Genomic DNA, 25,992 nt, shown 5'->3' on the forward strand with positions numbered 1-25,992 from the left:
CTCATGGCCGAAACCGACAGCAGAAAAACCATCGTGCTCACCGGCGCCAGCCGGGGCATCGGCCATGCGACGGTGAAGCGTTTTTCGCGCGAGGGCTGGCGCGTCATCACCTGCTCGCGCCAGGCCTTCGCCGAGGACTGCCCGTGGCCGGCCGGGCCGGAAGACCACATCAAGGTCGATCTCGCCGATCAGGAGGACGTCGGCATCGCCATCTCGGAAATCCGCCACCGGCTGGAGGCGCATGGCGGCCAGCTGCACGCGCTGGTCAACAATGCCGGCATCTCGCCGAAGCTGAAAGACGGCAGCCGGATGAACTCGATCGAGACGCCGATGCATGTCTGGCGCGACGTCTTCCAGGTCAATTTCTTCGCGCCGATCATGCTGGCGCGCGGCCTGTTCAAGGAACTCGCCGCCGCTAAGGGCTCGATCGTCAACGTCACCTCGATCGCCGGCACCCGCGTGCATCCGTTCGCCGGCACGGCCTATGCGACATCGAAGGCCGCGCTTGGTTCGCTGACGCGTGAGATGGCGCATGATTTCGGCCCGCACGGCATCCGCGTCAACGCGATTGCGCCGGGCGAGATCGACACGGCGATCCTGTCGCCCGGCACGGACAGAATAGTCGAGGCGATCCCGCTGAGAAGGCTGGGCGCCACCTCGGAAGTTGCCGACATCATCTACTTCCTGTGCTCCGGCCAGTCGTCCTACGTGACCGGATCGGAAATCCACATCAATGGCGGCCAGCACGTGTGACGTGACTGCCTTCAAGCCAGTGTGAGAACGGCCTTACCGCTGAAGCTGCGCCGCCTGAGCGCATCCAGGGCCTGGCCGATGTCGGTCCAGGGCATGGTCATGGCCACGCGGGTTTCGAGCCTGCCAGCTGCGACCAGATCGAGCAGCGCGGCGATGTCGGCGCCGATGGCTGAACCAGAGGTGTAATAGGCGAAGGTCTGCAGCCGCGCGCCTTCGTGGCCCGGGACGAACTGACGAAACCCGATCGGCGTGAGCTCGCCGCTGCTCGACCCGAACATGACGATAGTGCCGCCCGGCGCGACGCGTTCGATCGCAGCGGCGAGGCTTTTGCCCCCGACCGACTCGGTGATCAGCGAAAAGGGTCCCTCGGCCAGTTCGATCGACTCCACGACCTGCCCCGCGCCAAGATTGCGAAGATCATCATGGTGCCGGGCCGAGGCGACCGCCGTCGCCGAAGCGCCTTGCTCGCGGGCGATCTGAATCTGGAAGCGGCCGACCGCGCCGCTTGCGCCGGTAATCAGGATTTTCTGGCCGGCGAGGTCGACGCCATGGCGCAACGTTCGCAGCGCCGTCGTGCCCGACACTGGAAGCGTCGCGGCGGAGGCGAAGCCGACGCCCTCGGGTATGACGGCGAGTCGGTCGGTCGGAACGGCGACGCGTTCGGCCCAGCCGGCCTGGTCGACCAAAGCCGCAACGCGCGTGCCCGCGGCCGGGCCGGAGCGATCGGCCGCCGCGCGTTCCACGATGCCGACGATGTCCTGGCCGGGTATCCAGCCGTCGGGACGGATGCCGAGCAGGCGCAGCTCGCCACGATTCAACGATGTTGCATGAACAGCCACCAATGCTTCATTCGCATTGCAGCTTGGCTCGTCGGCCTGGGCGAGCTTCAGCCCGCTGGGGCTGTCGGAAGAAATAACGAGAGCGAGCATGGCCCACCTTTGAAATTGGCGCCTGACAGACGCGATTGCGACGATATTGGCGCGAGCCTATCGACTTTCGCGGCTGAAGAATTTAGAGATAAAGCCAAATGATCGCTAAAATCAGTCAAGCATGAGACAGCCGCTTCGCTGGCCCTGGCTGGATTTCGATGTCGACGACGTCGTCGCGCCGGCGATCGCCGTCGGCGTCGACGTGACCGAGACAAAGGCCGAGGTGCCGGCACATTGGCATCGCAAGGGACAACTCGTCTTCGCGTTGGGCGGCGGCGTCACATGCCGGGTTCCCAGCGGGCTTTGGATGGTGCCGCCGCATTGCGGGGTCTGGGTGCCGAGCCGCATGGAGCACAGCAACACCGCAACAGCCAACGCGCAGATTTTCTTCGTCTATATCGAGCCGGGCGCCGCTGCGCTGCCGGATCGTTGCTGCACGCTGTCGATCTCGCCGCTGCTGCGCGAACTGATCATCGAACTGTCGGAGTGCGCGCCGGACGACGCGCGATGCGATTTCCTGGGAGGCGTCCTGCTTGCCGAGCTGCCGTCTATGCCGGTTCAGCAATTGCACTTGCCGATCTCGGCCGAGCCGCGGCTGCGGCGGATAGCCGAAGCATTGGCCGACGACCCTGCCGACCGCAGCACGTTGGCGGAATGGGCGGATCGCGTGGCGCTCAGCGAGAGCAGCCTGGCGCGCCTCATCGTCAAGGAGACGGGCCTGAGCTTCGGCCGCTGGCGCCAGCAATTGCACCTGATCGTGGCGCTGCGGGAACTGTCCGCCGGCGCCAGCGTACAGCGGGTGTCGGGCGATCTCGGCTATGAATCCGTCACCGCCTTCATCACCATGTTCAAGAAGGCGCTGGGCAAGCCGCCGGCGAAATATCTCAGCGATATCGCGCAGAACGGCGGCTCCGCATTCGCGGCGTGACACTGGTCAAGCGGGCTGCGGCTTGATCTCCATGACGGGCTTTGCCGCAACGGCGGCTTTGCCGGTCACCACCTCGACGATGCCGCGGGCGATCTCGCGTTCGCCCATGATCACGATGTCGGCGCCGAGGCCTTTCAGGTGCTCGACCTCGGCATCGGAATGGGCGCGGGCGATCACGTTGATCGCCGGATTGGCCGCGCGGGCCCTGAGCACAATCTGCCCGGCCTCGAACGCATTGGGGATGGCGAGGATAAGCCGCTTGGCGCCTTCCGGATTGGCGGCCGAGAAGACGTCCGCATTGGCGGCGTTGCCGGCGACGGTTTCGACGCCGTCGCTCTTCAGCTTTGCCAGCGTCTTGTCGGCATCCTCGATGACCAGGAAGGGCAGGGCGGCTTCCTTCAGCGCCGCGCCCACAAGGCTGCCGACGCGGCCGTAGCCGATCAGGATGGAATGGCCGGCAAGCGCGGTCTTGGGCGGCGGGCCGTCTTCCTTGCCTGGAGCTGCCTGGACCGAAGCGACCTGGCCGGGCTCGGTGGCCGGGCCGATCGGCCTTGCCTCTTCGACCGGTGCCGTCTTGCCAGCGCGCTTTTCCAGCCACGGCTTCATCCAGTCGACAACCAGGAACATCAGCGGATTGAGCAGGATCGAGAGGATGGCGCCCGCCAGGATCAGGTCGCGGCCCTGCTCGGGCAACAGCTTCAGGCCGACGCCAAGCTCGGCCAGGATGAAGGAGAATTCGCCGATCTGGGCAAGGCTCGCCGAAATCATCAGCGCGGTCGCGATCGGATGGCGGAAGGCGATGACGATGACGAAAGCGGCGATCGACTTGCCGATGATGATGATGGCCAGGGTGGCGAGGATCGGCAGGCCGTTGCTGATCAGGCTGAGTGGGTCGAACAGCATGCCGACCGAGACGAAGAACAGCACAGAGAAGGCGTCGCGCAGCGGCAGCGATTCTTCCGCAGCGCGGTGGCTGAGCTCAGACTCGCTCATGATCATGCCGGCGAAGAACGCGCCGAGCGCCAGCGAGACGCCGAACAGCTTTGCCGCGCCGAAGGCGACGCCGAGCGCGATGGCCAGCACCGAAAGCCGGAACAGTTCGCGCGAGCCGGTATGGGCGACGTAGTGCAGGATCCAGGGGATGACCCTGCGGCCGACCACCAGCATGACGACGACGAAGGCGGCGACCTTGGCGAGCGTGATGCCGACCACGCCCCATATGCCGTAGCTGGCGGGCAGCGAGAGCAGGCTCGTATGATCGTCGACCTGCGGCTGGCCGCCAAGCACGCCGGCGAGCGCGGGCAAAAGCACCAGCGCCAGCACCATGGCGAGGTCCTCGACGATCAGCCAGCCGACGGCGATGCGGCCACGCTCGGTCTCGATCAGCCGCCGCTCCTGCAGCGCGCGCAAAAGCACCACGGTCGAGGCGACCGAAAGCGCTAGGCCGAAGACTAGGCCGGCGCCAAGCGACCAGCCCAGCAGCCAGGCAAGCCCGACGCCAAGCAGGGTTGCAAAACCGATCTGCACGATCGCGCCCGGCACGGCGATGGCACGGACGGACAGGAGATCCTTCAGCGAAAAATGCAGGCCGACGCCGAACATCAAAAGGATGACGCCGATTTCCGCGAGCTCGTTGGCAAGGCTAGCGTCGGCGACGAAGCCCGGCGTGTTCGGCCCGACCAGCACGCCGGCGACAAGATAACCGACAAGCGGCGGAATGCGGAAACGGTTGGCTAAGGCCCCGAAGACGAAAGCAAGCCCCAGACCGGCGACGATGGTGGCGATAAGGGGCGTGTCATGCGGCATTGTCTTTTGCGCGGCTTTCGAAAATTCACGATGTCGGATGGGCGCCCGCCGAGGCTGCCGCCTTTGGCAATATGGTGGAGGGAGCGGCGATGACGCAACCGCCGGCGCGCAGAAATCGACGCTGAGGCAGGGCGCGGCGCGCAAAATCAGCGCCACGCCGTCAAAGAGGCGGCTTCGAGGCCCTTTTCGGCCTTGAACCCGCTGCCTTTCGGCCGCTTTATGCGGCCTGCAGCAGGCTCTCGATATCCGAAATCGTGTGGTTGGTCAGCGTCTTCGGGATTTCGGCCTGCACCTTCTCGCTGACTTCCTTGTGCAGTTTCTGGCGCATCTCGCCAAGCACCTGCGGCGGCGCGATCAGCACGACCGCGTCGAACGCGCCACGATGCGCGAGCTTGTAGAGCCGGTCGGCAATGTCGATGGCGAAGCGTTCCTTGTTCAGGCGGTGCCAGTCGGTCTCCTCAACGGCGCTGCGAGGTCCCTCGTTGCCATACCGGCCCGGCTTGTCCGTGCCTTGCTCACGCGTCGCGGGATTCTCCTGCTCCATCTCCTGCACCACCTCCAGGTTCGGGAACTTGTTGTCGCCCTGGTTGCGCAGGAAAAGCGCCTTTTCGCCATCGGCCACGACGACCCACAATCCGTGCTTCAGCTTGATGTTCATGGCGTTCCTCCTTTGCTTGCGGGTTGTCGACTGGTCGAGCCCAGGATCGACAGAATGGATTGCTAGCCAAACGAGCCGCGAAGCAGGATTGTTCCGCTTGACGGCGATGCCTCGATCGCTCGCCGCAGATCAGGGCTGGGCGCTGACCGGCAAGGTCGGCTTTAATCTACTAAGTTAGTAGAATTTAGAAAAAACTGTTTTGCCGTTTTCCCGAGACGGTGCTAAAAATCGCGGCGGATCAAGGTGGTTTCTCACGCCGTTCTGGCTCTCTTATTCTCAAAGTAGAATTTTTTTCTCTTGCTCTTCGCGGCTGCGAAAAAGCGATTGCCTGCCGTTCGGCGACGCGCGAGTGCTTGCCTTCTGGTTTTTGGCCAGCCCGCGTAAAACTGCCAAACTGTTCCAGTATCGCTAATCGCCATGCCGCAAGCCAATACCAAGCTCAATGCCTTTCCCGTCTTCATGAGGGTCGACGGCCAAGCCGTAGCCATCGTCGGCAATGGCGAGGAAGCGCTCGCCAAGGCCAGGCTGCTTTCGCAGTCGAGCGCCGTGCTGCGCATCGTCGCCGACCATGCCAGTGGCGGGTTGCTGGATTTCATCGCATCGACCGGCGCCGTTCACATCAACGCAGCCTATGAGGCCGCGCATCTCCAGGGTGCTGCCCTGGTGTTCGCTGCGAGCGGTGATGAAGCCCTCGATCGCCGCGTCGTTGACGACGCGCGCTGGTTGGGCATTCCGGTCAATGCGGTAGACCAGCCAGAAATGTGCGATTTCTTCACTCCGGCGCTGGTGAACCGCGCGCCGGTGGCGATCGCCATCGGCACCGAAGGGGCCGGACCGGTTCTGGCGCAGATGCTGCGTGGGCGCATCGACCGCATGCTGTCGCCGTCGCTCGGCCGGCTGGCGGCACTTGCCGCGTCATTTCGCGCTGCTGCCGAGCGGCTGCCGAAGGGAAATCGCCGCCGCCGCTTCTGGAGCGATTTCTTCGCCGGCGCGCCGGCCAAGGCTATCGAAGCCGGTGACCTCGCCCAGGCGCATGGCGCGGCGCTCGAACTCCTGAGTGCGGATGCGTCGGCCGAGGGTCACATCGCGCTGGTCGGCGCCGGCCCCGGCGCGGAGGACTTGTTGACGCTGCGCGCGCACCGCCTGCTGATGGAAGCCGATGCCATCGTCTATGACGCGCTGGTGCCGGAGGCGATCGTCGCCATGGGGCGCCGCGACGCCGAGCGCCTGCCGGTCGGCAAGCGCAAGGGCTGCCATTCCAAGAGCCAGGAAGAGATCAACGCATTGCTCATCGAACTCGGCCAAGCCGGCAAGCGCGTGGTGCGGTTGAAGTCGGGCGATCCGCTGGTGTTCGGCCGCGCCGGCGAGGAAATGGCGGCGCTGCGCGAGGCCGGCATCGCCTATGAGGTGGTTCCGGGCGTTACCGCCGCCTTTGCCGCGGCCGCCGATTTCGAATTGCCGCTGACGCTGCGCGGTGTTTCGTCCTCCATGGTGTTCACCACCGGCCACGATCTCAAGGGCAACTCGCTGCCCGATTGGGCCAAGCTCGCCATCTCGGGCGCCACGGTCGCTGTCTATATGGGCCGTTCGGTCGCGGCGGAAGTCGCTGGCCGGCTGATCGAAGCCGGGCTGTCGCCGGACACCGCCGTCGCCGTTGTCGAGAATGCCAGCCTCGGCAACCGGCGCCGTTTCCACGGCACGCTCGCCGACCTGCCGTCACTGGAAGAGCGCGCCGACCTCACCGGCCCGGTCATGACCATCATTGGCGATGCGGTCGCGGGCGCCAACTTCGAACAATCTGAGCCGCTCGCGGCACATAAGCATGAGGGAGCGGCTTCAGCCGTCGCCGAAGGAGTCGAGCAATGAAGGTTCTGACCGCGAACAGGCTCTCCGATGGAATCGCCGTCTGGTACGCCGATGGCGGCTGGGCGGAGACGGTGGGTCATGCGGATATCGCGCATGACAAGGCGGCGGAGGACCGGCTGGAAGCGATCGGCGCAGCGGCCTACGCCAACAATGAGGTGGTCGACGTCAACCTGATCGACGTCGAAGTGGTCGATGGCCTGGCCGAGCCGGTGCGGCTGCGCGAAAAGATCCGCGCCGCGGGGCCGACCATCCGCACCGATCTTGGCAAGCAGGCGGCCCCGGAAGCGATCCAGGCCGCTTAAGATTTGAAGTAAAGAGCGGGCGGACGCGCCCGGAAAGACGAAGCATGTACCGCTACGACGAGTTCGACCAGGATTTCGTACACGCCCGCGTCGCCGAGTTCAGCGACCAGGTGCAGCGCCGGCTTGCCGGCGAGATCACGGAGGACCAGTTCCGGCCGCTCAGGCTGATGAACGGCGTCTATCTGCAACTGCACGCCTATATGCTGCGCATCGCCGTGCCCTACGGCACGCTGAACAGCAGGCAGTTGCGCATGCTCGGCCATATCGCGCGCAAATACGACAAGGGCTACGGCCACTTCACCACGCGCCAGAACATCCAGTTCAACTGGCCGGCGCTGTCGGACATTCCGGCGATCCTGGCTGATCTCGCCAGCGTCGAGATGCACGCGATCCAGACCAGCGGCAACTGCATCCGCAACGTCACCGCCGACCATTTCGCGGGTGCCGCCGCCGATGAGGTCGCCGATCCGCGGCCCTATGCGGAAATCCTGCGTCAATGGTCTTCGGTGCATCCGGAGTTTTCTTTCCTGCCGCGCAAGTTCAAGATTGCGGTCACGGGCGCCGAGCGCGACCGCGCCGCCATCCAGACGCATGACATCGGCCTGCACTTGAAGAAGAACGCGGCCGGCGAGCTCGGCTTTGCGGTCTATGTCGGCGGCGGCCAGGGCCGCACCCCGATGGTGGCCAAGAAGATCCGCGACTTTCTGCCGGAAGCCGATCTTCTGTCCTATTGCACGGCGATCCTGCGCGTTTACAATCTCTATGGCCGCCGCGACAACAAGTACAAGGCGCGCATCAAGATCCTGGTGCATGAGACCGGCGTCGAGGAGATCACGCGCCAGATCGAGTCCGAATGGCAGGAGCTGAAGGACGCCGAGCTGAAGCTGCCGGAGGCCGACATTCAGGCCATCAACGCCTATTTCGCGCCGCCCGCCCTGACGGATAGGCCTGAAGGCGATGCGCTGGTTAAGCAGGCGCGCCTCGATTCCAAGAGCTTTTCGGAATGGCTCGACCAGAATGTCGTGACGCATCGCCACCCCGACTATGCGGCGGTCACCGTCTCGCTCAAGGGCATCGGCGAGGTGCCGGGCGATGCCACCGACAGCCAGATGGAGGCGGTGGCCGACATCGCCGAGAAATACGCCTTCGACGAACTGCGGGTCAGCCATGAGCAGAACCTGATCCTGCCTCATGTGGCGCGCGCCGACCTGAAGACGGTCTATGACGCGCTGGTCGAGATCGGCCTCGCGACCGCCAATTCCAACCTGATCAGCGACATCATCTCGTGCCCGGGCCTGGATTATTGCGCGCTGGCCACGGCCCGATCCATTCCGATCGCGCAGGAAATCTCGCAGCGCTTCGCCTCGCTGGAGCGGCAGCGCGAGATCGGCGAGTTGAAACTGAAGATCTCCGGCTGCATCAACGCCTGTGGCCACCACCATGTCGGCCATATCGGCATTCTGGGCGTCGAGAAGAAGGGCTCCGAGCTCTACCAGGTGACGCTTGGCGGCTCGGCCGACGAGAACACCTCCGTGGGCGAGATCATCGGCCGCGGCTTTTCATCGGAAGAGATCACCGATGCCATCGAGCAGATCGTCGATACCTATCTCGGCCTTCGGCTCAGTCCCGACGAACGTTTTATCGACGCCTACCGCAGAGTCGGTCCCGCGCCGTTCAAGGAGGCGCTCTATGCTGGCGAAACCAAGGCCGCTTGACCGTATTGTCGACGCCGAGGCCGGCATCGCCGCCGAAGCGGCGGGGCTCGACGCGCTGCTCGGCCATCTGAAGCCGATCGAGATCATCGAGCGCGCGGCGCGCGAATCCTTCCGCGGCGAGGTCGCGGCGGTGTCGTCCTTCGGCGCGGATTCGGCGGTGCTGCTGCACATGATTTCGGAGATCGACCGCTCAACGCCGGTGATCTTCCTCGACACCGGCAAGCATTTCGAGGAGACGCTCGGCTATCGCGACGCGCTGGTCGCCGATTTCGGCCTGACGGATATAAGGGTGATCAACCCGGACGAGACGGCGCTCGAACGCGTCGACCCGACCGGCCAGCTCAACGAGACCGACACCGACGCCTGCTGCAACGTGCGCAAGGTGGAGCCCTTGGCGCGCGGCGTCGAGCCGTTCCGTGCCTGGTTCACCGGGCGCAAGCGCTTCCAGGCTTCGACGCGCGCGGCGCTGCCCGTCTTCGAGGCGGTCGGCTCGCGCATCCGCATCAATCCGCTGGCGCATTGGACGACCTCGGACCAGGCCGACTATATGCGCGCGCATGCGCTGCGCGAAAATCCGCTGGTCGCCTATGGCTACCTCTCGATCGGCTGCTTCCCCTGCACACAGCCGGTGCAGCCCGGTGAGGACGCGCGCAGCGGCCGTTGGGCCGGCCACGCCAAGACCGAGTGCGGCATTCATCTCTCCGGACTGGAGAAGTCGCTGACCGACGCCTCGCTTTAAGGATACGCCGATATTCAGGTGAGGCCGGCCTGCAAATGGCGACTTCCTGCGCTTCCGGTGCTCACGTACTTCAAGTACGCTCCGCTCCGGTTCTCGGAAGCCACCATTTTCGGCTCGGCCTGACCTGAATCTCGACATATCCTTGGAATCTTTGGCACTTTAGGATTTTTGATGACTGGATCGACTATAGCGGGGACCCGCCTCTGGACCCCGGACGGTTTTCGCGAGGATGAGTGGACGCACGCCGAAAGTGCCGAGGCGCTTGCCGGCAATGGCCGTTTCATCCTGCCGCTGCAGGCTTTTCTCGGGCTGGATGAAGAAGTCCGCAAGTCAGCCAAGGAACGCCTCGGGGTGCTGCTGCAGCCGGGCGACGAGCTCGACAAGATAACCGGCCTGCTGGACCAGCTGTCGCTGGTGGCGCTCGCCTTCCCGGCCTTCAATGACGGCCGCTCCTTCTCCAAGGGCGAATTGCTGCGCGCCCGGCATCATTTCAAGGGCGCGGTGCGCGCCACCGGCCAGGTGCTAGTCGACCAGCTTCCGCATATGCTGCGGCTCGGCTTCGACGAGTTCGAGGTCTCCAATCCAGTGCTGTTGAAGCGGCTGGAGGAAGGCCGCATCGGCGGCCTGCCGGTCCATTACCAGCCGGCCGTGGAGCCGGAGCCCAAGGGGCCTAAATATTCCTGGCGGCGTAAGCGCGCTGGATCAGAATGACGTTCGGTTGAAACGTCATCCCTGATCCAGTCCTTTGCCGGAGCATGATCTTTTCCGAACCCTCGGTCCGGGATCATGCTCTGGCTAACGCAACGGCATCTTTACAAGGCGCTTCAGCAAGCATTCTCTCCAGGTAACGGACGGAAAGATCCGCCGGGAGGGAACCATGCGCTACGACTATGTGATTGCCGGCGGCGGCTCCGCCGGCTCGACGCTTGCCGCCAGGCTTTCCGAAGATCCGTCGAAGACGGTCTGTCTGCTCGAAGCCGGCGGCGCCGGCAAGGATCTCTTGATCCGCGCGCCGGCCGGCATCATCGCTTTGCTGCCCGGCCGGCCGAAGATCAACAATTGGGGCTTCCAGACAATACCGCAGGAAGGTCTCAACGGCCGCAGGGGCTATCAGCCGCGCGGCAAGGCGTTGGGCGGCTCAAGTGCCATCAACGCCATGCTCTACACGCGGGGCAACCGCCGCGACTATGATGAATGGGCCGAGCTCGGCTGCGACGGCTGGTCGTGGGACGAGGTGCTGCCCTACTTCCGGCGCGCCGAAGGCAACCAGCGGGGCGCTGATGAACTGCATGGCGGCGACGGGCCGCTGAAGGTCTGCGAGCAGCAGGAGCCGCGCGCGATCTCCAGGGCCTTCGTCGAGGCCTGCGGCGAAAACCAGATCAGGCTGAACGACGATTTCAATGGGCCAGAGCAGGAAGGGGCCGGCCTCTACCAGGTGACGCAGTTCTGGGGCGAGCGCCGCAATGGCGAGCGCTGCTCGGCGGCGGCTGCCTATCTGCATCCGGCGATGAACCGGCCGAACCTCACTGTGGTCACCGGCGCGCATGCGACGGGGGTCGCGCTCAACGGCAAGCGCGCCAAGGGCGTGCGCTATCGTATCGGTAAAAGGGAAGACGTGGCGGAGGCCAAGCGCGAAGTCATCCTTTGCGGCGGGGCGTTCGGCTCGCCACAGCTGCTCCTGCTCTCGGGCGTCGGGCCGGCGGTCGAGCTCGCGGCGCACGGCATTCCGCTCGTCCACGAATTGCCGGGCGTCGGCAGGAATCTCCAGGACCATCTCGATTTCATCCTCGCCTGGAAGTCCAGGCAGACGGATCTGATGGGCATCGGCCTCCGTGGCATGCCGGGTCTGATCAGGCACATGCTGCGCTGGCGCAAGGACGGCACCGGAATGATCGCAACGCCCTATGCCGAAGGCGGCGCTTTCCTGAAATCCGACCCGGCGATCGAGCGTCCCGACCTGCAACTGCATTTTTGCATCGCCATCGTCGACGACCACGGCCGCAAGCTGCATCTGGGCTATGGCTTTTCCTGCCATGTCTGTGTGCTTCGGCCGTATTCGCGCGGCGAGGTGGGTTTGAACAGCGCCGATCCGCTGGCGCCGCCGCGCATCGATCCGCGCTTCCTCGAGGACGAGCGCGACGCCGACCTGCTGCTCAAGGGCGTGCGGATGATGCGCGCCATATTGGAGGCGCCGGCGCTGGCGAAATACCGCGCCAGGGAAATCTACACCACCGGCGCGTCCAGCGATGCCGAGCTGATGGCGCATATCAGGGCGCGCGCCGACACGATCTACCACCCTGCCGGCACCTGCAAGATGGGCGTAGACGACATGGCCGTGGTCGACCCGCAGCTCAGGGTTCACGGGCTGGAGGGACTGCGTGTGGTCGATGCCTCGGTGATGCCGACCCTGATCGGCGGCAATACCAATGCGCCGACGATCATGATCGCCGAGAAGGCCGCGGATATGATCCGGGCCGCGGCCTGAATGGCGGGTCTTGGTCGGACCAGCCTCTTTCGGTTCTGTCACCGGGATGTCGCCTTTGCCCGCCCGCCACCAATAGGATCGAATCCATCTGGTCAGACCAATTCGGCGATTTGCGCTTCCCCTTTTGCCGCCCTCACCTTAGGATAGGGTTGTTATTTTGCGCCCCGAAATAAATGCCAGCTAAAGGAGGAAACGGCATGGCAGGCAAGAAGATATTGATGCTCGTTGGCGAGTTCAGCGAGGAGTACGAGATTTTCGTCTTTGAACAGGCCATGCACGCGGTGGGTCATACCGTCCATGTCGTCTGCCCTGACAAGAAGGCGGGCGACGTGCTCAAGACCTCATTGCACGACTTCGAGGGCCATCAGACCTATACCGAAAAACTCGGCCACGATTACATCCTCAACAAGGCCTTCGCCGAGGTGAACCCCGCCGACTATGACGCGGTCTACGCCGCGGGCGGGCGCGGACCGGAATATATCCGCATCGACAAGCGCGTGCAGGCGCTGGTCAGGCATTTCCATGAGGTCGGCAAGCCGATCTTCACCATTTGCCACGGCGTGCAGATCCTGATCGCTGTCGACGGCGTGGTGCGCGGCAAGGAAGTGGCGGCGCTGCATTATTGCGAGCCGGAAGTGACGCTTGCCGGCGGCACCTATATTGACGTCGCGCCGACCGGCGCGCATGTCGACGGCAATCTGGTTTCGGCGAAAGGCTGGCCTGGCCTTGCAGCCTTCATGCGGGAATGCCTGAAGGTGCTCGGCACCGAGATTCGCCACGGCGAAGCGCTGATGCGTGAGGACCGAAAGGCGGCCTAAACTTGTTCTTTGCGCAATTCCGGACGGAAAACCGCTACACACTTTTCCTGGAATTGCTCTAACCGCGGCGCGCGGCTATTGACGCCGCTCGCCGCCTGCTTTCCTGGCATCGACCCCGTCCAGGCGGTCAAGCAGGTCGCTCAGCCGCCGGGGCACCTCTTTTTCCAGGCGAAATGCCGGCAAGGTACGCAGAAAGCGCTTTGTCGCTTCGCTGCCTGCCTGCCGCCTGATATCGTTGGCCAATTCGGCGCGCCGGTTGCCGTTGTTGCCGTTCATCGTCCCAAAATCCTGTGTCGGCTTCGAAACTCCTCCAGCCCGTTTATGGTTCCCGCAACGGCATTCGAGGGCAAGCAAAGCTGCGTGATACGGTAAAATTTGAATTAATTTGGAATGATGGCTCGACATCCGCCGCGAGCGCTTACCCCTTGATTTTTGGCCTCCAAACCTCGATATCGGGCGCAAATCCAGACCAATCCGAATGACGGGAAACGGCGATGAGCGACCAGGCAAAAGACGAACGCACGCCCGAAGATATGGAAGCCACCCAGGCTTCCGGCGAGCGTGCGGAAGGTGGCGTCGACGGCGACTATGAGGCGCTTGTACGGCTGCTGAAGGAAAACGAGGAACTGAAGGACCGGGCGCTGCGCGTCGCGGCCGAAATGGAGAATTTGCGGCGGCGCACCGCGCGCGACGTGCATGACGCGCGCACTTATGCGGTGGCCAATTTCGCACGTGACATGCTGTCGGTGTCGGACAATCTGCGCCGCGCGCTCGATGCCATTCCGGCCGAGGCCAAGGCCTCCGGCGATGCCGGCTTCAAGGCGCTTATCGAGGGTGTCGATCTTACCGAGCGCGCCATGCTTTCCGCACTGGAGCGCCATGGCGTGAAGAAACTCTCGCCCGAGGGCGAGAAGTTCGATCCGAACTTCCACCAGGCGATGTTCGAAGTGCCCAACCCGGAGGTCCCGGCCGGCACCGTCGTCCAGGTGGTGCAGCCCGGCTATTCGATCGGCGAGCGCGTGCTGCGGCCGGCGATGGTCGGTGTCGCCAAGGGTGGCCCGAAGGCAACCGCCGAAGCGAAGGTCGAGCCCGGCCCGGTGAACGAGCAGGCCGAGAAGGATGCGTGAGAGTGAGTAGCGAATAGTGAGTAGCGAATAGTGAGTAGTGAGTAGTGAGTAGCGAATAGGGAAGCTGGCTATCAACGGCTCGGCTTCGTGGTATTCACTACTCACTATTCGCTACTCACTACTCGCTCAACCATGAATCCCATCGCCTTGCTCGACTACGCCGGCGTCGCCGTCTTCGCGGCGACGGGCGCGCTTGCCGCATCGCGCAAGCAGCTCGACATTATCGGCTTCCTGTTCCTGGCCAGCATCACCGGCATCGGCGGCGGGACGCTGCGCGACGTCATCCTCAACCTGCCCGTATTCTGGGTCGCCAACAGCGGCTATGTGCTGATCTGCGCCGTCGTCGCGGTGCTGGTCTTCTTCAGCGCCCACCGGTTCGAATCCCGCTACAAGCTGCTGCTCTGGCTGGATGCCATCGGGCTTGCCGCGTTCTCGGTGATGGGCGCGGCAAAGGGGCTGGCGATCACCGGTTCGCCGGTCGTTTCGGTCATCATGGGCGTGCTGACGGCGACCTTCGGCGGCATATTGCGCGACCTGCTTGCCGGCGAACCCTCGGTGCTGCTCAGGCCTGAAATCTATGTCACGGCCGCCCTTGCCGGCGCCGCCATTTTCACAATTGGCGATATTGCCGGCCTGCCGGCGCTGGCGTCCAGCCTGCTCGGCTTCGCGGCCGCATTCGTCGTGCGCGGCGGGGCGCTCAGGTTCGGCTGGTCGTTTCCGGCTTACAAGAGCCGGCCGGGGCGAAGGCCGGAAGACATCCCGTGAGCGAATAGCGAATAGGGAGTAGCGAATAGAGATCACCCGAGATAGCGCTCTATTCGCTATTCGCTATTCGCTATTCGCTATTCGCTAGGCCGCGAAGCGCTGCCCTTCGCCGCCATAATAATTGACGTAGCGGGCGCCGATCTCCTTGACCGGCATGACGACGAACACGTCGACGGTCGAGAATTCGTGGTCGATCACGCAGCCGTCGCCGATGCGGGCGCCGACGCGCAGGTAACCCTTGACCAGCGGCGGCATGGCGGCGATCGCCGCCTTGGTGTTCACCGCTTCGATCGGCATCAGGTCCATCGAGCAATAGCGTCCCGGAACCGCGCGGACATCCCAGGCGGAGTTGGTGCGACAATGATGGGCGAGGTAGGTCAGCGCCTCGGCATGCGCCGCCGGCACGATGCCGTGGAAAGAGGCGCAGCCGGTCATCACGCCGATGTTGTAGTGATTGATGTAGGCCCAGATGCCTTGCCAGAGCGCCTCGATGGTGCGCTTGGAGCGGTATTCGGGCAGAACACAGGAGCGGCCGAGCTCGAGGAAGCGCTGGCCGGGGTGGCGCGCGATCAGCTTGGTGAGCTCGAACTCGCCCTCGGAATAGAAGCCGCCGGCGGTCGCGGCTATCTCCTGCCGCAGCAGGCGATAGGTGCCGACGATGCGGCGATGCTCGGGACCTGGAAGGGACGTGTCCAACACGAGAAGGTGATCGCAGAGCGGGTCGAAACGGTCAGCATCGCGCCGGTCCTGCGCCTGGAACAGGTCCTTCCTCGCGCCAAGCTCGTCATAAAATACCCGATAGCGGACTTCCTGGGCGGCGGCGATCTCAGCCTCGTTGCGGGCGAGCCGCACTTCGAGGTTGCCGATCCGGCCCAGCGGAGCACCGCTTGCGACGGCATCGGCGGTACGGGCGGCGAGCAGGGCGCCGCCGGCATTCGGCCGAGTGTCACATTCAGGCATAACTGTATGCACGAGTGATTCTCCTTCGAGCCATCCCTCTTGGCACGGGGATACGGTGTAGGTGCAACAGGATTGTGACAGTACCGTGATACGAGGTGGCGGGCAATACTTTGTCGGCTGGACAATACCCTCAACCGGCTATCTTACGGTCGCGAAAGCCAGGCAATGCACGGCTTTCAAGGCTTCAAAATTTCGTCAGGCGGCGACCTGGCCCTCGACCGCCTGAACGAGCGCGTCCGGGTCGAGCGGCTTGGTCACGAAACCGCTGGCGCCATGGGCGAGCACGGCATGCCGGGTCTTTTCCTGGCTGTCGGCCGAAAGCACCATGATCGGGATCGGCGGCATGGCCAGGGACTCTTCATGGCGGCGGATGGCGGCGATCGCATCCAGGCCGTCCATGACAGGCATATGCAGGTCCATCAGAACCACATCGAAGCGGAACTTGAGGCCGGCCTCGGTAACGGCGTCGACCGCGGCCTTGCCGTTGCCGACAACCTTGACGCGATGCCCTGCCTTGAGCAGCGTGGCGCGGGCGAGCATGGCGTTGATGTCATTGTCCTCGGCGATCAGCACTGACAGGCCCTGGTCGCGCCTGCGCACCGAGGTGGCGCCGCGCGGCTCCGGCCGCGGCTGGGTGAGTGGGGAGCCATGGCTGGTCAACAGCACCCGCAAAAGCGTCTCGCCGCGCACGGGCCTCGCGAGGAAGGTGGCGTAGCCGTTGGCGCGGAATTCACCGAGCATGCCTCGGTCCGTGGGCGCGATCAGGGTGATGGCTTCACAATCGGCAAAGCCTGAGTCGCGCATCCGCTTGAGCAATCTGCCATCACTGTTTTCGAGCGCCGCGTCGATCAGCAACACGTTGCAGCCGGCAGCGAACGGAGCGGCCTGGCCTGGCGTCGCCGCAACCTCGACAATGCCGCCATGGGCTCTGATGGCGCGGGCGATGGCATCGGCCTCGATGGTGTTCTTCGAAACGATCACCGCCCGCCGGTCGGCAAGGATGTTCTGCCGGTGCGGCGGCGGCTCGGTCGCCGCGACCGCCGGGATCTCGAGGAAGAATTCCGATCCTTCACCGAGCCGGCTCGAAACGGAGATCGTGCCGCCCATCGCCGTCACCAGCCGCTTCGAGATGGCAAGGCCGAGGCCGGCGCCGCCATGCACCCTGGTCGAGGTGCCGTCGGATTGCTCGAACTCCTCGAAGATACGCTCCATGTCCTCTTCACGCAGTCCGGGGCCGGTGTCGGCGACGGTGAAGCAGATGCAGTCGCTGGTTTCGGTGCGGGCGCGCGCCACGGTAAGCAGCACGCCGCCCGTATCGGTGAACTTGACCGCGTTGCCGATGAGGTTGAGCAGCACCTGGCGCAGGCGGCCGGGGTCTGCGGTGATCATCTGCGGCACATCGGGTTCGACATAGCAGCCGAGACCGATATTCTTGGCAAAGGCCTTCGCGGCCAGAAGTTCGATGATGTTGTCGGCGATTTCACGCAGCGAAGTCGGCTGAGGCTCGGGCTCGAAGCGGCCAGCCTCGATCTTGGAATAGTCGAGCAGGTCCTCGATAAGCGCGAGCAGCGCGCTGGCCGAGGTGGAAACAGCGCCGACATAGGTCCGCTGTTCCGGCGACAGGTCGGTGTCGGCAAGCAGCTTCGCCATGCCCATGATGCCGTTCATCGGCGTGCGGATCTCGTGGCTGACCGTGGCGAGGAAGCGCGACTTGGCTTGGCTCGCATATTCGGCCCGCTCGCGCGCGGTGATCAGCGAGGATTCGGCGCGCTTGCGGGCGGTGATGTCGCGGGCGATCGCCCGGTGCGAGACGGCGCCGGTGTCCTTGTCGCGCACCGACAATTCGATCCAGGAGAACCAACGCGGCCCGTTCGGCGTGCGGATCGCGACATCGGTGGAGCTCAGGCATTCATGGTCGGAGAAGGCGGCGTCGGGAACGATGCCGACGTCGATGCCAAGCTCGGACAGGGTCTTGCCGGCGAGATTGCGAGGGTCGATCTCGACAAGCGAGGCAAAGACGCTGTTGGCATAGACGATATGGCCGTCGCGATCGCGATGGACGACGAGGTCGCCGAGCGCGTCGATCAGGCCGCGGAAGCGTTCCTCGCTCTCTTGCATCTCCCACATGCGGTCGGCGAGGGTCTCGATCTCGGCGCGGCTGCGTGCGGCGGTCTCGTCGAGAAGTGCCGCGGTGCGCCGCTCGTCGCGGCGGCTGCGCAGGTGCATGGCAAGGCCGGCGAAGGCCGCGGCGGCGAGCCCGATGGTGACGATGATAGGCGCCCCGGTGAGACGCGCCAGCCCCGCCAGGACGACGATGGCGACGATCGTCAGGAAGGGCAGGCCTTCGTGGCTGGCGGCAGGCAAGTCGGGAGCCAGCGGCGGCGCGACAAGCACCTGCCGCTTCGGCGCATCGGGGATGAGCCTGTCAGCGCCCGCGGCTTTGCTGTCCTGCCTGATGTGGGAGTCCGCGACCATGCGCGGACCATGCCAGACAGAAATTATGGAAGACTGGGGCGGATCGTTCGAATTTTAGCGATTGCCCGGATTCCGGCCGCCCGCATGCGCGGGCGAACGGGACTTTTTGCGGGGCCTGCCGGCTACATGTCGACAACGACGCGGCCCCGGACCTTGCCTTCGACGATGTCGCGCGCGGCGGCGATAATGCCGTCGAAGCCGATGGTGCGTGACAATGTCGACAGCTTCTTCAGGTCGAGGTCGGCGCCGATGCGGCGCCATGCCTCCAGGCGGACCGGCTTCGGCGCCATCACCGAATCGATGCCGAGCAGCGAGACGCCGCGCAGGATGAAGGGCGCGACGCTTCCCGGCAGGTCCATTCCGCCGGCCAGGCCGCAAGCGGCGATCGCGCCGCCATAAGAGGTCATCGACAGCACATTGGCCAAGGTATGGCTGCCGACCGAGTCGACGCCGCCCGCCCAGCGCTCCTTGGCCAGCGGCTTCGCCGGCTGGCTGAGCTCGTCGCGCGAAATGACCTCGGCCGCGCCGAGGTCGATCAGATAGGGGCTTTCGGCGTTGCGGCCGGTCGAGGCGATGACATGATAGCCGAGGCTGGACAGGATCGAGATGGCGACCGAGCCGACGCCGCCGGCCGCGCCCGTCACCACCACCGGACCGCGATCCGGCACGATGCCGTGACGCTCCAGCGCCATGACGGAGAGTATGGCCGTGTAGCCGGCCGTGCCGACGGCCATCGCATCATGCGCGCTCATGCCCTCGGGCAGCGGCACCAGCCAGTCGCCCTTGACGCGGGCGCGGCCGGCATAAGCGCCGTAATGCGTCTCGCCAACGCCCCAGCCGTTCAGGATCACCTTGTCGCCCTTGCGCCAATCGGCATGGGAAGAGTCGATCACGGTGCCGGCGAAATCGATACCCGGAACCAGCGGCCAGCGGCGCACGACCGGCGCCTTGCCGGTGATGGCGAGCCCGTCCTTGTAGTTCACCGTTGTCGCCTCGACGGCGACTGTGACGTCGCCCTCCATCAGGTCGGCCTCGGTGAGGTCGACGACATCGACCGACTGCTTCTTTTCGGCATCGCGCGAAACGAGGATGGCTTTGAAGGTGTCGGACACGGTTTTCTCCTCTGGTTGCGGCGATGGAGCTGACTGTGGGGCGGCAGCCGCGCGCCGTCAATCTTGCGAAGGTTTCGGCTCGCGCCGCCAGCCGATCAGCTCGTCGAAGACCACGAGCGCCGCACCGACCGAAATGAAGGCGTCGGCAAGATTGAACACCGCGAAGGACCAGACGGGCGTATGGAACAGCACGTAATCGATGACGTGGCCGTAGACGGCCCGGTCGATGAGGTTGCCGAGCGCGCCGCCGATGATGAGCGCAAAGCCGATGCGGGCGATGACATGGCCGGCCGGCGTGCGCGTGGCGAGATAGAGCACGAAGGCGACGACCAGCACGGCGATGACCACCAGGCCGGTATCGCCGAAGGACTGGAACATCGAGAAGGCGATGCCGGTGTTGTAGGTGCGGAACAGCGCCAGGAAGGGCAGGAAATCGACCTTCTCCTGAAAGGCGAGACCGTTCTCGACCAGTTGCTTGATCCACTGGTCGAGCGCAATGGCAACGACGACCAGCAGGGCATAAGGGGACCAGGATTTCACTTATCAGTCCTCATCGCCAGTCTTCATCGGACATCGCTGGCAGGCTCGAGTTTCAGCGCGCCGCGCCGGATCTCGAACAGCATCACGCCGGTGGCGACCGCCAGATTCAGCGAATCGGCCCGGCCTGCCTGGGGGATTCGGAGCAGCCGGTCGCAGCTCTCGGCCAGGCTGTCGGGCAGTCCCTGCTGCTCGTTTCCCATCAGCAGTAGAACCGGTCCCCTGGAAAAATCGACCGAGCGATAGTCGACCGCGCCCTTGAGATGCGTTCCAACGACCAGGCCCGAAAAATCGCGCCGCCAGGCGAGGAAGGCCTGCTCGGTTGCTCTCGCGACCGGCACGGCGAAGATCGAGCCCATCGTGGCGCGCACCGTCTCCAGCGAGAACGGATCGGTGGTGTCACCGACCAGGATGACCCCCTTGGCGCCGACGGCGTCGACGGTGCGGATCACGGTGCCGAGATTGCCGGGGTCGCGCACGCGGTCGAGCGCCACCCAGACGTCGCCGTCCCTGGCGCGGATGTCCTTCAGCGGCACGGTCTGCTGGGCAAAGACCCCGACCACCATTTGCGGGTTTTCACGGCGGGTAATGGCCGCGAGCACTTTTTCGGAGACCTCCAGCACCGTGCCGCCGGCGGCGACAGTCCGCGCGGCGACCTTTTCGACGGCCGCGTTGCCGCGTCCGGCCTTGGCGAAGACCAGGGTCTTGATCGACCAGCCGAGATCGAGGGCGTCGATGACCAGCTTCAGGCCCTCGGCCATGAAGGCGTTCTGCTGGTCGCGGAACTTCTTCAGCGCCAGCGCCTTGATGTCCTTGACCAGCGGATTGGCGAGGCTGGTAACTTCCTTGACCTGCCCGACCGGGCGAGCGCCGTCATGTGCGTTCATTGGAAGCCACCCAGCGCGAGAACAGCGAGGTCGACAGCGCGCGGCCGGCGGATCTCTCGCGAATGATCAATTCGCCGGATTCGACCGTGCCGCCCATGCCGGCGAATGTATCGCGCATCAGCGCATGGATCGCGAAGAAAGAGGCGCGGATCGAATAGGCGGTGAGAACGACAGCCAGGGGTTTCGGCGTCAGGATCGCGCGGCAAAGGTCGGTAAGACCTGGCAGGTCCTCGAACAATTGCCAGACCTCGCCCTTGGGGCCGCGGCCATAGGCCGGCGGGTCGAACAGCACGATGTCGTAGCGGCTGCCGCGGCGCTCTTCACGCTCGGCGAATTTCACCGCATCCTCGACGATCCAGCGGATCGGCTTGTCGGCAAGGCCGGCCATTTCCTGGTTCTCGCGCGCCCAGCCGATCGCCTTCTTCGAGGCATCGACATGAGTGACCTCGGCGCCGGCGCGGGCCGCCACCAGCGAGGCCAAGCCGGTATAGCCGAACAGGTTGAGAACCTTGACCGGACGCTTCGCAGCCGCGATCAGCCCCGCCACATGGTCCCAATGCGAAGCCTGCTCGGGAAAGACGCCGACATGGCGAAACGAGGTGAAGCGGCCGAGATAGTCGATCCCGTCATGCTTCATCGGCCAGGTCTCGCCGAGCGGCGATTTCGGAAAGCGCCAGCGGCCGATGCCTTCCTCGTCAGTGTCGCCGGTGAAGATGGCGTCGGCGCGCTCCCATTCCTTCGCCGGAAGGGCCCGCTGCCAGATCGCCTGGCCTTCGGGGCGCACGATGCGGTAGGGGCCGTATTGCTCGAGCTTTTCGCCCGCGCCGCTGTCCAGCAGCGCGTAATCGGCGTTGGGCGCGACTTCGAGGATCAGCGGCAGGCGCTCGGCGGGCAAGGAGCCCTCGCGGCGCGCAAGCACGCGCTGCGTCGGTTTGGCGTCCTGCCGATCCGCTGGTTTGACTTCGCGGCGCTCGGCGGGTGCGGCCTGCTGCCGGCCGGCCGGGGACGCCTCACGCAAGCGGGGCTGTTCCGTCCTTGCGGGATGCGGTCGATTATCGCGGCGTTTGTCGCGAAAAGATTTCAAGAAGGATCATCTCCGGCGGTTCGGCCCGCTTCTGCCACAGCTAAGCCCCCCGGCGCAACAAAGCCTGGCCTATTCAATGGTGGGGTCATCAACCATGCCGGACGCCGAGCAGGCCGAAACAAAGCGAAATGAAGCCAAGGACCTTCGCCGCGGTCACCGCCATGTGGCCGGTTTCCCAACGCAGCCGGACGGTGTCGAAGTTTTCCGGAATTGGCCCCGGCGTCCAGGTCGCGAGGATATCGTTCGCCGGTTTGACGAGAACAGTCCAAAGCACGAGCGCCAGCGCATAAAGCAAGGTGGCGGCCAGCAAAAACCAGAAGGCGCTAGCCTCGTCGCGCAGCATCCAGACAAGCACCGCCGGGCAGACGATGGCCGCGATATCGAGCGGCGCTCCGATCAGCAGAAAGAGCTGGAACTGCGCATTGAAGACGGTCGTCTCGCGCCAAAGCGCGGGCGACCATTTCATCAATCTGGGAAGAGATTCCAAGGTATGAGCAAATGATGGTCCGAGGCTTAGCGCGGCGACAGTGACGCTAAGCACAGACCAGAACAACAGGAACCCGCGCATCTCCATTCGGGGTAACGATGCCGGAGCGGAGGTGTTCCAACGCTATCTTGCCGTGGCGTGCGTTGCCGACCTATCGTCCGGCCGCAGCAAACAGCAAATCGATGTCCCGCTCTGAACGACTGCTCGACCTTATCCAGATCCTGCGCCGCCATCGCCGGCCGGTGAGCGGCCGCACGCTTGCGGACGAGATGGGTGTGTCGATCCGCACCCTCTATCGCGACATTGCGACGCTGCAGGGGCAGGGCGCGCCGATCGACGGCGAGGCGGGGCTTGGCTATGTGCTGAAGCCCGGCTTCATGCTGCCGCCGCTGATGTTCACCGACGAGGAGATCGAGGCGATCGTGCTCGGCTCGCGCTGGGTGGCGAAGCAGCCGGACAAAAGGTTGGCGACCTCCGCGGCGGATGCGCTGGCCAAGATTGCGGCGGTGCTGCCGGGTGATCTGCGCGATGACCTCGACGCGACGACGCTGTTGGTCGGACCGCGATCGGACAACCTCGAAGCGATCGACCTCGGCGTTGTGCGGCAGGCGATCCGCGAGGAACGCAAGCTGGGCTTTCTCTATCGCGATGCCGGTGGCTCGCCGTCGAAGCGCGTGGTCTGGCCGTTCGCGCTTGCTTTCTTCGACAAAGTGCGGGTGATGGCGGCGTGGTGCGAAACGCGCCAGGATTTCCGGCATTTCCGCGCCGATCGTATGTCCGACCTGACAGCGACCGGCATCCGCTATCCGCGCCGCCGCCAGTCAATGCTGAAGGAGTGGCGGGCGACGCTCAACGGGCCGGATCAGAACCGCGCGAAAGACGCTTCCGGTTGATTGCTGCTGCCAGAATCTGACAGCAAGTCTGCGTATGGGTCCCCAAGGTCCAGACACATTGGAGATCAGATATGACCACGCCGAATTTCGTCATCCTCTATGTCGACAGCCCGGAAAAGAGCGGTGCGTTCTACGCTTCGCTGCTCGGGCGCGAGCCGGTCGAGTCCTCGCCGACCTTCGTCATGTTCGTGCTCGACAAGGGCTTCAAGCTCGGCCTCTGGTCGCGCCATACGGTGCAACCGGCGGCTGCGGCCGCAGGCGGTGGCGGCGAGCTCGTGATCGCGGTGGCGGATGCGAGCGCCGTCGATGCCACCCATGCCGATTGGACCGGCAGAGGCCTCAAAATGCTGCAAGCTCCAACCGATCTCGATTTCGGCCGAACCTTCGTGGCGCTCGATCCGGACAATCATCGCCTGCGCGTCTACTGGCCTTTCGCGGGAGCGCAGGGATGAGTGCCTTCTGGCTCGCTGTCGCATCGGCCGAGCATGTGCGGATCGGCCGCAAGAACGGCTCATGCAGGTCAACCACGGCAAGGCGGCACCGCTACGCCGCATCAAGCCGGGCGACGGCATCGTCTACTACTCGCCAAGCACCGTGCTCGGCGAGAAAGACGGGCTGCAATCCTTCACGGCCGTCGGCACGGTGCGGCAAGGGGAGGTGTATGAGGGCGTCATGGGCGGCGGTTTCACGCCTGCCCGGCGCGACGTCGACTGGTTCGACGCCAAGGAAGCGCCAATCAAGCCGTTGCTCGAACGGCTCGACTTCACCGCGGGTAAGCCGAACTGGGGTTATCAGCTTCGTTTCGGACTTTTCGAGATCAGCGAAGACGATTTCCGGCTGGTCGGCGAAGCGATGGGAGCCGGGCCGGCCTAGCCGCTACCTCAGCGCCTTATATATGGCGATACCGGCGGCGAGATCTTCAAGGGCCGCACCAACCGACTTGAACAGCGTGATCTCGCTGTCGGTTTGGCGGCCTTCTTTCTCGCCGCGCGCGAGTTCATGCAGGTCGGCGATGATCGCCTCCGGCTTCAGCAGGCCCGAGGCCAGAGGCTGGACGATGTCGCCGGCCTCCTTGGTGGCTCCGGCGCGGGTGTCGACATAGACGCGGGCGCGCGAAATGGCATCGTCGTCGGCCTCGCGCATTTCGGGCGTGAAGCCGCCGACCAGATCGACATGGGCGCCCGGCTTCAGCAGCGCGCCTTTGACCAACGGCGTGTTCGAGATGGTCGCGGAGGCGACGATGTCGGCCTCGGCAAGCTCCGCGTCGAGATCGCCGGCCGCACTTGCCGGAAGGCCTTCGGCGCGCAAGGCGGCGGCCACCTTTTCGGCATTGGCCGGCGTGCGGTTCCAGATGCGGATGGAGGTGATCGGCCTGACCGCCGAATGCGCCTTGGCCAGGAACGGCGACAGCGCGCCGGCGCCGATGACCAAGAGCCGCGAGGCATCCTTGCGGGCGAGATAGGAGGCGGCGAGCGCCGAGGCGCAGGTCGTGCGCCACTGCGTCAGCCGCTGGCCGTCGATCATCGCCTGCGGCTCGCCGGTGACGCCGTCGAGCAAAAGATAGAGACCCATCACCGCCGGCTTGCCGATGGCGTTATTGTCCGGCGAGACGGTGACAATCTTGACGCCGATATGGCCTCCCGCCGAGGTGCCGGCGGCGTTGAAGTCGGTCCAGGCCGGCATCAAAAGCAGGGTCGAGGCCGCACCATCCGGCCTCTCGACGCCATGATGGTGACGAACTGGCTGCACGGCGCCCTCGCGGAAAGCGGTGCGCAATGTCTCGACCAGGCCGGGAAAGGTCAGCGCGCGGTCGACCTCAGCGGCCGAAATGGTCAGCATCGAAGGCTCCGGATTGCTTTAATTGGTCGGCTTGGGCAGCGCCGGTCCATTCGGCGCCGCCGGCGCGCGGCTCACCGCCTGGCGCAGGTTTTCAGCCTCCAGGCCGCGCTGGCGCGCGAGCTTGCGGTAGCGCCCCTGCTTCACCCAGGTCGCCATGCTGCCGACGACCATGCCGATGGCCAAGGCCAGGAACAGGAAGATGAAAAGCGGCAGGTTCAGCGTCAGCGCGGGATTGCCGGGATGGAATGGATCGAGCGTGAAGGCGACGGCGCCGCGGTTGGCGACGGCGAGCGCGATCAGGATGATGGCCAGCGGCACGAAGACCACGACGAGGATGAAGCGATTGAACATCAGATCTCCATAGAGAGAAGCTTCCTAAGCGCGCATGTCTTTGCCCCGAGACCGGCCTCCACTTTCGGGAGACATGCTTTAAGCCCCAAGATGCCGTCTCACTCGCCGGCGCGGCGCCTATTTGCCGCCGTTCAGCCTTTCGCGCAACTCCTTGCCGGTCTTGAAGAACGGCACCCACTTTTCCTCGACCTCGACGGATTCGCCGGTGCGTGGATTGCGGCCGGTGCGGGCGGGACGATTTTTCACCGAAAAGGCGCCGAAACCGCGCAACTCGACCCGGTTGCCCTCGGCAAGCGCGTCGGTGATTTCGTCAAAGATCGCACCGACGATATTTTCGACGTCGCGCAGAAAAAGGTGCGGGTTGCGTGCAGCGATGATCTGCACAAGCTCGGATTTGATCATAGAACGTTCCCCGTAAAACCACTGCAGACGATTATCAGGATGATTTTTATTGCTTTTTTGGCTCTTGCCAACGG

At 64.7% G+C, this 25,992-nt stretch carries 28 protein-coding genes; 14 read left to right on the plus strand and 14 right to left on the minus strand.

The window, feature by feature from the left end:
• Positions 1 to 3: 3 nt before the first annotated feature.
• Entirely contained in the window at positions 4 to 753 is a 750-nt protein-coding gene (locus CK230_RS23135) for an SDR family oxidoreductase (protein WP_095819455.1), read from the plus strand.
• A gap of 11 nt (positions 754 to 764) precedes the next feature.
• Here CK230_RS23135 and CK230_RS23140 read toward each other — a convergent pair whose 3' ends face one another.
• Positions 765 to 1,682, minus strand: coding sequence for a zinc-binding dehydrogenase (locus tag CK230_RS23140; protein ID WP_095819456.1), 918 nt, complete (start codon positions 1,680 to 1,682; stop codon positions 765 to 767).
• A gap of 121 nt (positions 1,683 to 1,803) precedes the next feature.
• On the opposite strand from CK230_RS23140, the gene CK230_RS23145 reads away from it, so the two are divergent.
• Positions 1,804 to 2,610: a helix-turn-helix transcriptional regulator gene (locus tag CK230_RS23145; RefSeq protein ID WP_095819457.1), complete on the plus strand. Its 807-nt coding sequence runs from the start codon at positions 1,804 to 1,806 to the stop codon at positions 2,608 to 2,610.
• A 6-nt stretch (positions 2,611 to 2,616) separates the two neighbouring features.
• On the opposite strand, the gene ybaL is transcribed toward CK230_RS23145, so the two are convergent.
• Together ybaL and CK230_RS23155 are read right to left on the minus strand one after the other, a co-directional pair.
• On the minus strand, positions 2,617 to 4,416 hold the full coding sequence (ybaL, locus tag CK230_RS23150) for a YbaL family putative K(+) efflux transporter (protein ID WP_095819458.1): 1,800 nt from the start codon (positions 4,414 to 4,416) through the stop codon (positions 2,617 to 2,619).
• 217 nt (positions 4,417 to 4,633) lie between these two features.
• Positions 4,634 to 5,074: a host attachment family protein gene (locus tag CK230_RS23155; protein ID WP_095819459.1), complete on the minus strand. Its 441-nt coding sequence runs from the start codon at positions 5,072 to 5,074 to the stop codon at positions 4,634 to 4,636.
• A 417-nt stretch (positions 5,075 to 5,491) separates the two neighbouring features.
• Between CK230_RS23155 and cysG the strand changes: the two genes are divergently transcribed.
• The 7 genes from cysG to CK230_RS23190 all read left to right on the plus strand — a co-directional run bounded on the left by cysG (position 5,492) and on the right by CK230_RS23190 (position 12,999).
• Positions 5,492 to 6,940 carry a siroheme synthase CysG gene (cysG, locus tag CK230_RS23160; protein WP_095819460.1) on the plus strand — a complete coding sequence of 483 codons (1,449 nt, stop codon included), beginning with the start codon at positions 5,492 to 5,494 and terminating at the stop codon, positions 6,938 to 6,940.
• Entirely contained in the window at positions 6,937 to 7,242 is a 306-nt protein-coding gene (locus tag CK230_RS23165) for a DUF2849 domain-containing protein (protein WP_095819461.1), read from the plus strand. Before cysG ends, CK230_RS23165 begins: the two co-directional genes overlap by 4 nt.
• A 44-nt stretch (positions 7,243 to 7,286) precedes the next feature.
• On the plus strand, positions 7,287 to 8,957 hold the full coding sequence (locus tag CK230_RS23170) for a nitrite/sulfite reductase (protein ID WP_095819462.1): 1,671 nt from the start codon (positions 7,287 to 7,289) through the stop codon (positions 8,955 to 8,957).
• Positions 8,932 to 9,696 (plus strand): phosphoadenylyl-sulfate reductase, encoded by a 765-nt coding sequence (locus CK230_RS23175; RefSeq protein WP_095819463.1) that lies wholly within the window; start codon positions 8,932 to 8,934, stop codon positions 9,694 to 9,696. Before CK230_RS23170 ends, CK230_RS23175 begins: the two co-directional genes overlap by 26 nt.
• A 171-nt stretch (positions 9,697 to 9,867) precedes the next feature.
• Entirely contained in the window at positions 9,868 to 10,407 is a 540-nt protein-coding gene (locus CK230_RS23180) for a DUF934 domain-containing protein (protein ID WP_095819464.1), read from the plus strand.
• A gap of 166 nt (positions 10,408 to 10,573) precedes the next feature.
• Complete coding sequence (locus CK230_RS23185) at positions 10,574 to 12,181, plus strand: GMC family oxidoreductase N-terminal domain-containing protein (protein WP_095819465.1); 1,608 nt, start codon at positions 10,574 to 10,576, stop codon at positions 12,179 to 12,181.
• Between the two features lie 197 nt (positions 12,182 to 12,378).
• Positions 12,379 to 12,999 carry a DJ-1/PfpI family protein gene (locus CK230_RS23190; RefSeq protein ID WP_095819466.1) on the plus strand — a complete coding sequence of 207 codons (621 nt, stop codon included), beginning with the start codon at positions 12,379 to 12,381 and terminating at the stop codon, positions 12,997 to 12,999.
• A 75-nt stretch (positions 13,000 to 13,074) separates the two neighbouring features.
• Here the strand turns inward: CK230_RS23190 and CK230_RS23195 are convergent, their stop codons facing one another.
• Positions 13,075 to 13,275 (minus strand): hypothetical protein, encoded by a 201-nt coding sequence (locus tag CK230_RS23195; protein ID WP_095819467.1) that lies wholly within the window; start codon positions 13,273 to 13,275, stop codon positions 13,075 to 13,077.
• A gap of 218 nt (positions 13,276 to 13,493) precedes the next feature.
• Between CK230_RS23195 and grpE the strand changes: the two genes are divergently transcribed.
• The gene (grpE, locus tag CK230_RS23200; RefSeq protein ID WP_095819468.1) at positions 13,494 to 14,126 is read left to right on the plus strand and encodes a nucleotide exchange factor GrpE; all 633 of its coding nucleotides are present in this window, start codon (positions 13,494 to 13,496) and stop codon (positions 14,124 to 14,126) included.
• Positions 14,127 to 14,258: 132 nt separating this feature from the next.
• The gene (locus CK230_RS23205; RefSeq protein ID WP_095819469.1) at positions 14,259 to 14,891 is read left to right on the plus strand and encodes a trimeric intracellular cation channel family protein; all 633 of its coding nucleotides are present in this window, start codon (positions 14,259 to 14,261) and stop codon (positions 14,889 to 14,891) included.
• A gap of 84 nt (positions 14,892 to 14,975) precedes the next feature.
• Here CK230_RS23205 and CK230_RS23210 read toward each other — a convergent pair whose 3' ends face one another.
• The 7 genes from CK230_RS23210 to CK230_RS23240 all read right to left on the minus strand — a co-directional run bounded on the left by CK230_RS23210 (position 14,976) and on the right by CK230_RS23240 (position 22,520).
• Positions 14,976 to 15,851 (minus strand): GNAT family N-acetyltransferase, encoded by an 876-nt coding sequence (locus CK230_RS23210; RefSeq protein WP_245430027.1) that lies wholly within the window; start codon positions 15,849 to 15,851, stop codon positions 14,976 to 14,978.
• A 195-nt stretch (positions 15,852 to 16,046) separates the two neighbouring features.
• Positions 16,047 to 18,326, minus strand: a complete 2,280-nt coding sequence (locus CK230_RS23215) for a PAS domain-containing hybrid sensor histidine kinase/response regulator (protein WP_095819471.1) — start codon at positions 18,324 to 18,326, stop codon at positions 16,047 to 16,049.
• A gap of 122 nt (positions 18,327 to 18,448) precedes the next feature.
• Positions 18,449 to 19,438 carry an MDR family oxidoreductase gene (locus CK230_RS23220; RefSeq protein WP_095819472.1) on the minus strand — a complete coding sequence of 330 codons (990 nt, stop codon included), beginning with the start codon at positions 19,436 to 19,438 and terminating at the stop codon, positions 18,449 to 18,451.
• A gap of 57 nt (positions 19,439 to 19,495) precedes the next feature.
• Positions 19,496 to 19,978, minus strand: coding sequence for a signal peptidase II (gene lspA, locus CK230_RS23225; protein WP_095819473.1), 483 nt, complete (start codon positions 19,976 to 19,978; stop codon positions 19,496 to 19,498).
• Positions 19,979 to 20,001: 23 nt separating this feature from the next.
• A complete protein-coding gene (locus CK230_RS23230; protein WP_095819474.1) occupies positions 20,002 to 20,862 on the minus strand; it encodes an RNA methyltransferase in 861 nt (286 codons plus the stop codon).
• Entirely contained in the window at positions 20,849 to 21,946 is a 1,098-nt protein-coding gene (locus CK230_RS23235) for a class I SAM-dependent rRNA methyltransferase (RefSeq protein ID WP_095819475.1), read from the minus strand. Before CK230_RS23235 ends, CK230_RS23230 begins: the two co-directional genes overlap by 14 nt.
• An 88-nt stretch (positions 21,947 to 22,034) precedes the next feature.
• On the minus strand, positions 22,035 to 22,520 hold the full coding sequence (locus CK230_RS23240; protein WP_095819476.1) for a hypothetical protein: 486 nt from the start codon (positions 22,518 to 22,520) through the stop codon (positions 22,035 to 22,037).
• 95 nt (positions 22,521 to 22,615) lie between these two features.
• Between CK230_RS23240 and CK230_RS23245 the strand changes: the two genes are divergently transcribed.
• From CK230_RS23245 to CK230_RS23255, 3 genes are all read left to right on the plus strand, one after another.
• Positions 22,616 to 23,326, plus strand: coding sequence for a YafY family protein (locus tag CK230_RS23245; RefSeq protein ID WP_095819567.1), 711 nt, complete (start codon positions 22,616 to 22,618; stop codon positions 23,324 to 23,326).
• A gap of 71 nt (positions 23,327 to 23,397) precedes the next feature.
• Positions 23,398 to 23,778, plus strand: a complete 381-nt coding sequence (locus CK230_RS23250) for a VOC family protein (RefSeq protein WP_095819477.1) — start codon at positions 23,398 to 23,400, stop codon at positions 23,776 to 23,778.
• 61 nt (positions 23,779 to 23,839) lie between these two features.
• Entirely contained in the window at positions 23,840 to 24,199 is a 360-nt protein-coding gene (locus tag CK230_RS23255; protein ID WP_348629165.1) for an EVE domain-containing protein, read from the plus strand.
• Positions 24,200 to 24,202: 3 nt separating this feature from the next.
• On the opposite strand, the gene CK230_RS23260 is transcribed toward CK230_RS23255, so the two are convergent.
• The 3 genes from CK230_RS23260 to CK230_RS23270 all read right to left on the minus strand — a co-directional run bounded on the left by CK230_RS23260 (position 24,203) and on the right by CK230_RS23270 (position 25,918).
• A complete protein-coding gene (locus CK230_RS23260) occupies positions 24,203 to 25,165 on the minus strand; it encodes an ornithine cyclodeaminase family protein (protein WP_095819478.1) in 963 nt (320 codons plus the stop codon).
• An 18-nt stretch (positions 25,166 to 25,183) separates the two neighbouring features.
• Complete coding sequence (locus tag CK230_RS23265) at positions 25,184 to 25,516, minus strand: DUF1049 domain-containing protein (RefSeq protein ID WP_095819479.1); 333 nt, start codon at positions 25,514 to 25,516, stop codon at positions 25,184 to 25,186.
• 117 nt (positions 25,517 to 25,633) lie between these two features.
• Positions 25,634 to 25,918 carry an integration host factor subunit beta gene (locus CK230_RS23270; protein ID WP_027165368.1) on the minus strand — a complete coding sequence of 95 codons (285 nt, stop codon included), beginning with the start codon at positions 25,916 to 25,918 and terminating at the stop codon, positions 25,634 to 25,636.
• Positions 25,919 to 25,992 lie beyond the last annotated feature (74 nt).

Source organism: Mesorhizobium sp. WSM3859 (assembly GCF_002295065.1).
Taxonomy (GTDB): Bacteria; Pseudomonadota; Alphaproteobacteria; order Rhizobiales; family Rhizobiaceae; genus Mesorhizobium.